10 protein-coding genes and 1 tRNA gene are annotated in these 10,403 nt (G+C 61.3%); 4 read left to right on the top strand and 7 right to left on the bottom strand.

Translation table 11 applies throughout. The features are described 5' to 3' along the window. On the top strand, positions 1–514 hold a 514-nt coding region (locus ABYO54_RS08560; RefSeq protein WP_372807833.1), incomplete at its 5' end, for a hypothetical protein. Here the strand turns inward: ABYO54_RS08560 and ABYO54_RS08555 are convergent. From ABYO54_RS08555 to ABYO54_RS08545, 3 genes are read right to left on the bottom strand one after another with little or no spacing between them, the layout of a single operon-like run. After that, a complete protein-coding gene (locus ABYO54_RS08555) occupies positions 511–1,467 on the bottom strand; it encodes an AEC family transporter (RefSeq protein ID WP_372807832.1) in 957 nt (318 codons plus the stop codon). The two genes, ABYO54_RS08560 and ABYO54_RS08555, sit on opposite strands and share 4 nt — an antisense overlap. Continuing rightward, positions 1,464–1,955: an N-acetyltransferase family protein gene (locus tag ABYO54_RS08550; RefSeq protein WP_372807831.1), complete on the bottom strand. Its 492-nt coding sequence runs from the start codon at positions 1,953–1,955 to the stop codon at positions 1,464–1,466. The genes ABYO54_RS08555 and ABYO54_RS08550 overlap by 4 nt, the downstream gene beginning before the upstream one ends. A 1-nt stretch (position 1,956) precedes the next feature. Beyond that, entirely contained in the window at positions 1,957–3,069 is a 1,113-nt protein-coding gene (locus ABYO54_RS08545) for an LptF/LptG family permease (RefSeq protein ID WP_372807830.1), read from the bottom strand. Positions 3,070–3,172: 103 nt separating this feature from the next. Here ABYO54_RS08545 and zwf point away from each other — a divergent pair, with 103 nt between their 5' ends. Continuing rightward, entirely contained in the window at positions 3,173–4,702 is a 1,530-nt protein-coding gene (gene zwf, locus ABYO54_RS08540) for a glucose-6-phosphate dehydrogenase (RefSeq protein ID WP_372807829.1), read from the top strand. A 143-nt stretch (positions 4,703–4,845) separates the two neighbouring features. Next, positions 4,846–5,160, top strand: coding sequence for a divalent-cation tolerance protein CutA (gene cutA, locus ABYO54_RS08535; protein WP_372807828.1), 315 nt, complete (start codon positions 4,846–4,848; stop codon positions 5,158–5,160). Positions 5,161–5,213: 53 nt separating this feature from the next. Here cutA and ABYO54_RS08530 read toward each other — a convergent pair whose 3' ends face one another. Both ABYO54_RS08530 and ABYO54_RS08525 read right to left on the bottom strand, forming a co-directional pair. Then, the gene (locus ABYO54_RS08530; protein WP_372807827.1) at positions 5,214–7,190 is read right to left on the bottom strand and encodes a hypothetical protein; all 1,977 of its coding nucleotides are present in this window, start codon (positions 7,188–7,190) and stop codon (positions 5,214–5,216) included. Further along, positions 7,187–8,323, bottom strand: coding sequence for a DUF3142 domain-containing protein (locus ABYO54_RS08525; protein ID WP_372807826.1), 1,137 nt, complete (start codon positions 8,321–8,323; stop codon positions 7,187–7,189). The genes ABYO54_RS08530 and ABYO54_RS08525 overlap by 4 nt, the downstream gene beginning before the upstream one ends. Before the next feature lie 105 nt (positions 8,324–8,428). Here ABYO54_RS08525 and truA point away from each other — a divergent pair, with 105 nt between their 5' ends. Next, complete coding sequence (truA, locus tag ABYO54_RS08520; protein ID WP_372807825.1) at positions 8,429–9,235, top strand: tRNA pseudouridine(38-40) synthase TruA; 807 nt, start codon at positions 8,429–8,431, stop codon at positions 9,233–9,235. 163 nt (positions 9,236–9,398) lie between these two features. Here the strand turns inward: truA and ABYO54_RS08515 are convergent. Then, positions 9,399–9,475 (bottom strand) — tRNA-Pro (locus ABYO54_RS08515). 64 nt (positions 9,476–9,539) lie between these two features. Continuing rightward, entirely contained in the window at positions 9,540–10,235 is a 696-nt protein-coding gene (locus ABYO54_RS08510) for a spermidine synthase (RefSeq protein WP_372807824.1), read from the bottom strand. Between the last annotated feature and the right edge of the window lie 168 nt (positions 10,236–10,403).

Below are 10,403 nucleotides of genomic sequence, written 5' to 3'. Positions count from 1 at the left end.
GGGCCCATTCGATGGCGGCGAGGGTGTCGATGCGGACATGGCGGGCGATCTGGTTGATGAGCTGGGCCCGACGGTTTTGGTTCTTTTCGCGGCGGAGCCGTTGCTGCTGCTGTTCGAAGTTCGTTGCCATTTGCCGCCAATGGCGCTCGTTGGCCGTTTGCATCCGTGGCGCAGGCTCGGGGGCGGGTGGTTCTACGACTTCGGGGCCAACTTCGACGACTACGATCCGATTGGTTTTGGGGGCGGGCTCGGGGGGAGGAGGTTCTGCGGGGATCTCCGCTTCCATCGGCTCTACGACCGCGACAGGCGGTTCGGCTTGTTCGCGATCGGGCTGCGGTCCCGGAGCGCGTATAATCCGATAGCCGAGTCCGATCCCGAGCGCGGCGGCAACCGGCAGGATGTAGATGGGCTTCTTCATGTGATGTCTCGTTTTCATGCCGTGCTGCGCTGGGGTGTCGTCGAACGACCGGACGGTAGCAGAGGGCACCGCGCATGGGAAGCCGGAACCGTTTAGCTGAGCACCATGGTTGTTGCAACCGCAAGCAGGTAGACCGGCAACACGACGATGAGGAAAAGGGTTGTGCTTAGGAGGTAGACGGAGTTGGCGAGGTTTTTGTCGAGGTGGAAGAGGTCGGCGATCAGGTTGGAAAAGATGGCCGAGGGCACGATGCCGAACAGGACCAGAATGACGGTGTCGAGTGGGTTGAGGTTGAACAGTCGCGCCGCGCCGAAGAAGAAGAGGGGATAGAGGGTCGATCGGTACACGATGGAAAACAGGTTTTCCTTCTTGTAGGCCAGCACATGCGACGCCTTGAAAAGCAGGCCGACGGCAACGCCGCTGACCAGTGTGCCGAGATAGACCGCAATGTGGACCACGTCCCCGAATACCGCCGGGCGCGGGATGCCGGAAGCATTCAGAACGAGCCCCGCCAGCATGGCAACCAGCGGCAGATTCCGTTTGTCGACCAGATTTTGTTTCAGCAGTTGACCAACCGTTCCCGGCTGCAATCCGCCGCCGAAATGGCGGGCCACGGGAAAACACACCAGGATGAGGAACGGAATAATCAGCAACTGCGTGTAGGTGGCCTGCGCCAGTCCCGCTTCGCCGAAGACGACCAGCGCCACGATGTCGAGCAGGGTGTAGCCGTGGTTGGAAAGACAGAGCGTGAACAGAAAGGCGCCGCGTTGCGGTTGGTCGTGCCGCATGAACGGCTGTGCCGCCAGTCCGATGGCCATGCTCAGGAACCATCCGGCCAGTGCGATGAAGGGCAGGGCCCATGCGTTGTTGACCAGTCGGGCATTCCACACCGCCAGAAACGCAACCGAGGTTTGGAACGCGTAGAGCGCCAGCGCGAACAGACGCGAGGAGACCGCGCCGCTCCACGGCTTCTTGGAAAACGCCATGCCGCAAAGGAGCGGCAGCACGACCAGCAGGAATAGTTTCAGGTAGAGGTCGGCGACATTCATTCGTCCGCCAGCCACTTGAACTTTACCAACGCATCGACATAGCCCAGCCGGGGGTGGGCGAACGCCCGGGGCAGGCGGCCGACGGTTGCGAACCCGAGTTTGGTCCAGAGCCGGACGGCGACTTCGTTGGTTGAAATGACCAGATTGAACTGCATCGCTTTGTAGCCGAGCGCGCGGGCGGTCTGCTGCGAGTGCTCGCACAGGGCGGTGGCGACGCCGCGTCTGCGCGCCTCGGTCGCAACCATGTAGCCGCAGTTGCAGACGTGGCTGCCGCCGCCTCCGGTATTGGGTTTGATGTAGTAGGTGCCGAGAACCCGGCCGTCTTCTTCGGCCAAAAAGGTTTTTTGCGGGAGTTCCATCCACAGCCGCTTGCCCTCCTCCTTCGCGAGGTCGCGCGGGTAGGGGTAGGTTTCGCCGGCGGCGGCAACCGACTGGATGATCGGCCAGAGCGCGTCGAAATCGTCGGGGGTGGCTTCGCGAATGTTCATGTTAACGCATACGGTAGATCATGGCGCTTCCGATGAAATAAAAGGCGATGACCGGGCCCCATGCGGCGGCCCAAGGCAAAACGATCATCTGCTTGGCGAGGTATTCCAGCACAAACTGCGAGCCGTAGAATCCGAAGAACATCGCAATCGCCAACATGATGCCGGCGAAGGCCCCTTTGCGCCCGGTGTGCGCGCCGACCGGGATGCCGATGAGGGTGGCGATGATGCAGATGAACGGCATGGTCAGCTTGTGGTGGAAGTCGGTTTCGTATTTGACGAGGGTCTCGGGCGACAGGAACTGGTGGCTCTGGATATAGTTCCAGAGTTCGAGCGAGGACTGGTGCTCGGCGCTTTTGGCCTCGCCCAGGAAATCCTCGGGGATCTCGTTGACGTCGCGCATTTCGCGGGTGTGGAAGGGTTCGGAAGAGCCCAGCGAGTTGCCGTCCGCGTCGAAGCGTTGGATCAGGTTGTTTTGCCGGTCGTAGCGTTGGACGGTGCCGTTCTCGAACCACCAGCGGCCATCCAGCCAGCGGCCCTTGCGCGCGGTGATTTTGTAGAGATCGGAGCCGTCCTCCCGCCGTTTCCTCAGCGTAACGCCTTCCATCGTGAAGGTGCGCGTGTCGAACTTCTCGATATACCACGTGTGCCCGTCGGTCGGGTTTTCGTAGGGGATCTTGGCGTAGTAGACCTCCTCCGAGGATTTTTTCTGGCTTTCCAGCAGCTGGTGGGCGCGGTAGGCATATTTCGGCCCCGTGAATTCGTTCACCAGTGCGGTCAGCAGAAAACAGAGGAAACCCATCAGCATGTAGGGGCGCACGATGCGGAAGATGCTCACGCCGCTCGCGCGCATCGCGGTGATCTCGGAGTGGCGCGTCAGCATCGAAAGGCTGTAGAGCGTGGCCAGCAACAGGCAGATCGGCACGATGAAGATCACCATCGACGGCAACTGGAGGCTGTAGTAGTGCAGCATCATCGCCGGCGAGGCCTTGGTCGAGAAAAACTCGTCGGCGTTGTCCATCAGGTCGCCGATGATAAACAGCAACGAAAACGCCAGCAGCAAGTAGAGCAGCGGCATCAGCAGGTTCATGAACAAATAGCGGACGAGAATCTTCATGGGTAGGTGGGCAAGAAGGTAGCGGGAAACCGAGACCATCGCAAGCGTTGAAAAGCCGTCGGGTTCCGTGTAGTGTCCTTGAACTCAACCAGGAGTTTTGGCCATGCCCCAACCAGGAAATATCACGGAGAGCCGCGTCAACGACCCGGTCACCATCGTCATCTTCGGCGCGTCCGGCGATCTGACCCACCGCAAACTCATCCCCGCGCTATACATCGCCTATGCGCAGGGCCTGCTGCCCGAACGCTTCACCATCGTCGGCTTTGCGCGCCGCGACTACGACGACGAAATCTTCCGCGGCATGCTGGCCGACTCGGTCAAGGAATTCTCGCGCTTGCCCGCGGACGACCGGACCGTTGCCGACTTCGTGCGGCACATCCGCTACCACAAGGGCGACATTTCCACGATTGGCGCCTACGAGGATTTGCGGAAAAAGTTCGAGGACGTCGAAACCTATCCCGAAAACCGGCTCTTCTACCTTTCCATCATACCCAGCCTGTTCGAAACCGCCGTGCGGTTCCTCAAGCAGTCGCGGTTGGTCGTCGCGCCGGGCGGCGCGCAGTGGTCGCGCGTGGTCATCGAAAAACCCTTCGGGCGCGATCTCGCGAGCGCCCGGGCCCTCAACGGCGAATTGCTGCGGCATCTCGACGAATCGCAGATCTACCGCATCGACCACTACCTCGGAAAAGAGACCGTTCAGAACATCCTTTCGTTCCGCTTCGCCAACGCCATCTTCGAGCCCGTCTTCAACCGCTCCTACGTCGACCATATCCAAATCACCGCCGCCGAGACCGTCGGCATGGAAAAGGGGCGCGGCGGCTACTACGATGAATACGGCGCGCTGCGCGACATGGTGACCAACCACCTGCTCCAGCTGCTCTGTCTCGTCACGATGGAGGCGCCCGGCGACCTCTCCGCCGATTCGATCCGCAACGAAAAGGTCAAGGTGCTCAACGCCATGCGGCTCGATGTCCGCCAAGAGATTTCCGATGCCGTCTGCCGCGGGCAGTATGCCGCGGGCGTCGATGCCCAGGGAAAGCCGGTCAAGGGCTATCTCTCGGAGGAGCGCATCGATCCGCACTCCGACACCGAATCGTTCGCCGCCATGCGCCTCTCCATCAACAACTGGCGCTGGGCCGGGGTACCCATTCTGGTCCGCACGGGCAAGCGCATGGCCAAGAAAACCACGGAGGTCGCCGTTCAGTTCAAGGTGCCGCCGCTCCAGCTCTTCCAACAGGTCGAGTGCGAGGACGACGTCTGCGACATCGCCCGCATCAAACCCAACACCCTCATCTTCCAGATCCAGCCCAACGAAGGCATCTTCCTCAAGGTCGGCACCAAGCGGCCCGGCATGCGCTTCGTGGTCGAGGACGTCAAGATGGACTTTTCCTATTCCGGCACCTGGAACAAGTCGCTGCCCGAGGCCTACGAACGCCTCTTGCTCGACACCCTCCACGGCGACTCGACCCTCTTCACCCGCTCCGACGAAGTCGAAGCCGAGTGGAAGGTCGTCCAGCCCATTCTCGACAATCTTGCAGCGCTCAAGCCCTGCGCCTATCCCCCCAACGCATGGGGCGCCCCCGAAGCCGACAGGCTCTTCCTCGGCGTCGAAGGCAAATGGCGAAATGCATAGGGTTAAAGAGTTGCAGGGGTTGAACGGTTTAAGAGACAGATCATCCCTGAAACCCTGAAACCCTGAAACCCTGAAACCCCGAAACCCTGGAACCCTGAAACCCTGAAACCCTGGAACCCGGAAACCCTGAAACCCTGGAACCCATGAACAGCTATGTCGTTTATGTAACCGCGAAAGACGCCGCCGAGGCCAAGACCATCGCCCAAACCGTGGTGGAGGAACGCCTTGCCGCCTGCGCCAACATTTTCGCCGACATCCAATCCGTCTATCGCTGGGAAGGCAAGCTGTGCGAAGACGCCGAAACCGCCCTCGTCCTCAAAACCACCGAAGCCCGCAAGGCCGCGCTCATCGACCGCGTGAAAGAGCTCCACTCCTACGTCGTCCCCTGTATCGTCTGCCTCCCCATCGCCGACGGCAACCCCGCCTTCCTCGACTGGATCGCCGTCGAGACAGCCTGATCGGTGCGGAACGCATCTGCTCACGATCGTGAGCAGATGCGTGACGGAGGCACCTACTTCCCGTATTCCCGCGCGGCTTTGGCGATCAGTTTCGGTTCGATGTAGTCTTCGGAGCGGTGGACATAATCCATCAGCGGCGTCGATTCGGGGAACCATCTTTTTTGGTCCGCCGCCTTGGCCAGCGGTTGGAACCGGATCTTCGCGAGTTTTTTGTAATGGACGTCGGCCTCCACGGGGTGGCGGTTCATGATCCACATGCCCGCGCTCCAGCGCATCATCGCCTTTCGGTGGGGGTTCCAGGAGAGCCGCGCCGCCTCGCCGGCGAGTTCCGCCGCGATGTTTCTGTAGTGGAAGCGGACGTTGGGTATGGGGGCGGTTGCTGCGTAGATGGGCGGATTCTCGGTTGGTCCGATGGCGGATTCGTTGCTCACGCCGCTCCACGGGAAGTTGCCCGACACCACCGTTTGATCGGGGTAGAGTTCGGTTCCGCACAGCTCCATGCCCTTCCACCGCATGATCCGCGCCGCGTGATAGAGGTTGGCCGCCCGCGTTTCGCGGTTCGCCCAAATGTTGGCGGCGGTTTTTTTCGCGGCAAGGAAGTGGTTCAGGAGGTCCGCGATCTCCGGCGGATAATAGGGCCGGGCATCCTCAGCCCGCCCCTCGCGGAAAAGGCGGCGGGCCAGCAACCACGAGAGGCGCAGTTCAACGACGCCGGTCCATGTTTCGGTGCGAACCTGCTCCTCGTCGAATTCCGCGAGCCGGTGGTAGGGCACCCGGCATTCGAGCGCATCGACGTAGCGCTTCAGCTCGTCCGTTTCAACGTAGCGCTCCGCAATCAGCGCCGCGTCGAGATAGGCGCCCGCGCGTACGAACGAATCCAGCGCATCCATCATCTGGCCTTGGGAGGCCAGCAGCGTGCCCATGGAACCATGCACCGCGGATTTCGGACTCACCTCGGTGTCGTATCCGAGCTGGTAGACCAGGCGGTCGCTTTGCGTCAGCCGGTGCAGCCATTTCCTGAGATGGGCGATCGCGGCGTCCGTCCGGCCCGCGCGCTGGGCGATGCGGTAGCGCAACCAGTTCGCGAGGATGTCGTCCGCCGCGCAATGTTCGAGATAGGCTTCGGCTTTTTCGGTTTCGCCGTTTTTGTACATGAACCACGCGAGTCGCGGCGTGATTTTGAGTTCGGGAATCGCGGCCAGCTCGCGGATGAACGATTGCTTGCCGACGTTGAACAGCGCCATTGCCTCAAGAACCGCCATGCCCGGGTTTTCCAGGCCGTCTTTCGCCGCCTGCCGGAAATCGAGCTGCAGATGCTCCATGCAGAATTTTTCGCGGTCTCGATCCCAGGCGAGGTTGTAGTAGCCCACCGCCGCGATGCCCCGCTCGATTCGCCGGGTGAGGTTGGTCTGGCAGAGATAATCGCGTTTGAACGAGGCATGCGCGAGACCGAGCGCCTGATCGGTTTGCATCGCGTGCGCGGTTGCGCGGCATGCTTCGTAGTGCTTCGACGCATCGTCAAGATGTCCATGGCTTCCGGCGAGATTGCCCAGCATGTAATGGACCCATGGCGTGCGGTAGAGCCGGTTTGAAACATCCAGTGCAAGCAGCGCGTCCCACGCCTGGGGCCGGACGACGTTTGCGTCCGCCATGAATTCCCGCATGCCTTCCAGATAGAGGACGAACTCGCCGAGATGTTCCGGCACGGAGGGGGCAATCGCGTTAGTGTCGCCGGCGCGAACGGCCTTGGCGAAGGTTTGGTAATCGCCGGTCAGGTCCACCCCGCCCATGCGGGTGGCCTTTTCGCTGAAATCGGCGCGCTCGGCCTCGATCGTGGTGCTCCATCCTTTGGGGTGGGCGTCGTTTTCGATCAGACCATATTCGATGGCGATCAACTCGAGCTCCTTCGACACGTTGATGTTTTCGATGAAGTGGGAGTCGAGGTCCGACAGATAGCTCGAAGGGAACCAGGGGCCGCACGCGAACGCATCCGCGGCGATGAAGAGGAGAATGGCGAGGAGGGGTTTCATTTCAGTTTCAGGGTGGTGGTTGGAGGTTGCGGGGTTGCAAACCAGCCGATCGTTTTCGATTGGCCGGGCGGAGGGAGGTCGATCGACAGGGCGGCGGGGAGCCGGCCCGGGATGCGGTCGGATTCGGCAACGCCGTCGTAAAGATCGTACGCGCCGCGCGGTTCGGCCCAGCGCAACGCAAGTTCGACGGCGTGGGTGTGGATGACGTTCCCGTTTTGCAGGATCAGCTCCAGCGTCTCGCCGCTAATCGGTTTTACGCCGAGCCCGATTTCGTTTTCCGGGACGCGGCCCGCCTGAATCTCCGCCAGCGTCTCCCGTGGCCAGCAAAGGCGGTCGCCTTCGACGGGCAGGCGGAACCAGATGATTTCGCGGTCGGTGTTGCACAGGTGAAGCAGGTCCGCGGGTTGCGCGCAGCTCCGTTTTTTGACGGTTGGTTGCCGGCGCGCCGGGCGCTCGGCGGTCAGGAATAGAAACGTGCCGGAATCGGGGTCGAAGTTGAGCTCGTAGGCATAGCAGGGCAGGGCGATGCGGTAGGGATGCCCCATCGTCTCCGCTCGTTCGACCGCCCGCTCCGCCGTCCGCCGGTTCATGAGTTCGGTCCGATCCCCAATGTGGCCCGGCACATCGAGCCCGTGCAACTGCAAGACATAGTAGTCCGTTGTTTGGGCCAAACGCTGAAACGCGAGGTTGACCAAATGCGAGGGCAGGGCGGTGATGGATAGCTTTTTGTCCGGGACTTGCTGCCGGAACGCGGCGGTCAGCGCCGCATATTCCCCCAGTCGGCTTTCGGGGCAGTCGAGGTCCAGCTGGATTTCGTCGAAGTCGTCGAGTTCCCGCGCCAGGCGGACCAGCTCGTCCAGGAGATCGTTCCGCCCGAACGCCTTCAGCGGCACCCGTACGACCGGAACCACGCGATGATCCGTTGCCCGCAACGTATCCCACGGAACCGCGATCGGTTGGCTCGCGCCACTGGCCGGAACGACCGTCGCCAAGGGATAGAGCGTTGTCGCGGGTTCCGAGACGACGGCCGCGACCACGTTGCTCGACCACTGCTGCTGCCACACGTAGAACCCGTCCGCCAAGCCCGTCGAAACGAGGAGTGTCAAAGCGAAAATGGCGGCGCATGGTTTCATGCGAACCACACTATCGGGGCTTCCGTTTCTCCTGCAACCCCAAACTCCGCTTTCGCCTCAGCAACGGAACGCATCTGTTCACGATCGTGAACAGATGCGTGGCCGATGGCTGAAAAAAGTTGCCTTTCGGAAATGGACATTCCGGATTCGATGTTCGACATTCCCCGGATGTCTACGCGGTATAAAATCAAGGTTTCCTACGATGGCACGAACTATTCGGGCTGGCAGGTTCAGCCTCGACACCGAACGGTGCAGGGGGAGTTGGAGCGGTTTTTGGCGGAGATGACCTCGCAGAAGCATGTGCGCGTCGAGTCGTCGGGCCGGACCGATGCCGGGGTGCACGCCCGCGCGCAGGTGGCCCACTTCGATCTGCCGAAGGCGGTGGACGCCAAATATTTCATGCGCGGCCTCAATGCCCAGCTCGACCGCGACATCCGCGTGACCTCTTTCGAGCGGGTGTCGGACGATTTCCATGCGCGCTTCAGCGCTGTCGGGAAGGAATACCGCTATTTTATCTACAACGGCCTGAATGTCCCGCCGACCAAGCGGCTCTACCGCCTGCAGGAGGGGCGTCCGCTGGATGTCGAACGCATGCGAGCCGCCGCCGAACTGCTGGTGGGGGAGCACGACTTCGCCCCCTTTGCCGCCAATCGCCGGGTACCGATCAAGGACACCGTCCGCACGATTCATTCGTTCTACGTCCGCAAGCATGGCGCCGACATTACGCTGGAGGTGCAGGGCAACGGCTTCCTCTACAAGATGGTCCGCGGCCTTGCGGGAATCCTGATCGAAATCGGCAAGGGTCGCCGCGAGCCCGAAATCATCCACGACATCTTCGCGCACGGAAAGCGCACCGCCAAAGTGCAGACCGCCCAGCCCCACGGCCTCTTTCTGTGGAAGGTGTTCTACTAAACCGGCTTCGCGCAGCGGATATCGGCAGCCTCATCCAGCACTTCGTCGCACCGAATAATCATCCTGGCTAAACGTCTCGTCAAGAGGCCATAAGGAGCTGAGCCTCCATCCGCGCCGCCTGATGCGTGCAGGTCGCTCCGCTCGGTCTCGCTTGCTTTAAAGATGGTCGGGGCGGAGAGATTCGAACTCCCGACCTATTGCTCCCAAAGCAACCGCGCTACCAGACTGCGCTACGCCCCGTTTCCGAATGTCGGAAAGCGCAGGAATATCGGGGAATCGCAGGGTAAAGGCAATTCCTTTTTTGCTATATCCGTGCAACGTAGACCGCGCCGACGGAGGTGCCCTCGGTGATCGGGTTGTCGAATTCGATGACGTGCGACTCGGCGGAGCGGAAAACGCGGTCAAGGCGTTGCGTGAAAAACGCTTCGGGCCTGCCATCCGCCCACATGGCGAACACGCCGCCGGGTTTCAGGTGCCGCGCCATCTCCGCCAACCCTTCCTCCGTGTAGAAATGGGTGTTGGATTGGTGCAGCACGTTGGTGGGCGTGTGGTCGATATCCAGCAAAATAGCATCGAGCTGCCGTTCCGGCGCATGGCGCATGAGCGCGAAAAAGTCGGCCTGCATCAATCGGCAACGCGGATCCTCGTTCAGCGTTTTCCCCAGCGGGACCAGTTCCGATTGGTGCCAGCCGATCACGGGCTGGAGAAAGTCGACGACCGTGAGCGAGGCCACCCGAGGATCCTTCAAGGCTTCGACGGCGGTGTAGCCCAGTCCCAATCCGCCGACGACCACGTCCAGATCATCCCGTTCCACTGCGGCCAGTCCCAGAATGGATAACTGCGACTCCGCTTCGTGGAACAGGCTGGTCATAAGAAAATCCTCGCCCAGCTTCACTTCATAGATGTCGGTGTCGCCGAACAGCGGCATCCGCCGCCTCCGCAACATTAGATCGCCGATCGGCGTGCGCTGGAAATCCAGCTGTTCATATAAAAAACCCATGCCGCACCTTGCTTGGGTTTTTCTCCCGAGGGAAGCCCTATCCCTCGATTTATTCTTTTATCCCAAAATCCGGAAACGAATTTGAGCCCAACCGTTCCGCCCCAGCAATCGCCGGACTCGACCGCCATTGATCCCGGTCCGCCCCTGCGGGCGGAACGCGCACACTTG

The organism is Pontiella sp., from assembly GCF_041622395.1.
Classification (GTDB): Bacteria; Verrucomicrobiota; Kiritimatiellia; order Kiritimatiellales; family Pontiellaceae; genus Pontiella.
Note: the sequence above shows the minus strand (reverse complement) of the source record. Positions and strands in the feature narration are given on the sequence as shown.

What these genes read in the sequence shown, in the direction of transcription:
- ABYO54_RS08555 (WP_372807832.1), bottom strand. Translation starts at nt 1,467, where the DNA reads ATGAATGTCGCCGACCTCTACCTGAAACTATTCCTGCTGGTCGTGCTG.
- ABYO54_RS08530 (WP_372807827.1), bottom strand. Translation starts at nt 7,190, where the DNA reads ATGAAACCCCTCCTCGCCATTCTCCTCTTCATCGCCGCGGATGCGTTC.
- ABYO54_RS08550 (WP_372807831.1), bottom strand. Translation starts at nt 1,955, where the DNA reads ATGAACATTCGCGAAGCCACCCCCGACGATTTCGACGCGCTCTGGCCG.
- ABYO54_RS08545 (WP_372807830.1), bottom strand. Translation starts at nt 3,069, where the DNA reads ATGAAGATTCTCGTCCGCTATTTGTTCATGAACCTGCTGATGCCGCTG.
- truA (WP_372807825.1), top strand. Translation starts at nt 8,429, where the DNA reads ATGGCTGAAAAAAGTTGCCTTTCGGAAATGGACATTCCGGATTCGATG.
- ABYO54_RS08510 (WP_372807824.1), bottom strand. Translation starts at nt 10,235, where the DNA reads ATGGGTTTTTTATATGAACAGCTGGATTTCCAGCGCACGCCGATCGGC.
- zwf (WP_372807829.1), top strand. Translation starts at nt 3,173, where the DNA reads ATGCCCCAACCAGGAAATATCACGGAGAGCCGCGTCAACGACCCGGTC.
- cutA (WP_372807828.1), top strand. Translation starts at nt 4,846, where the DNA reads ATGAACAGCTATGTCGTTTATGTAACCGCGAAAGACGCCGCCGAGGCC.
- ABYO54_RS08525 (WP_372807826.1), bottom strand. Translation starts at nt 8,323, where the DNA reads ATGAAACCATGCGCCGCCATTTTCGCTTTGACACTCCTCGTTTCGACG.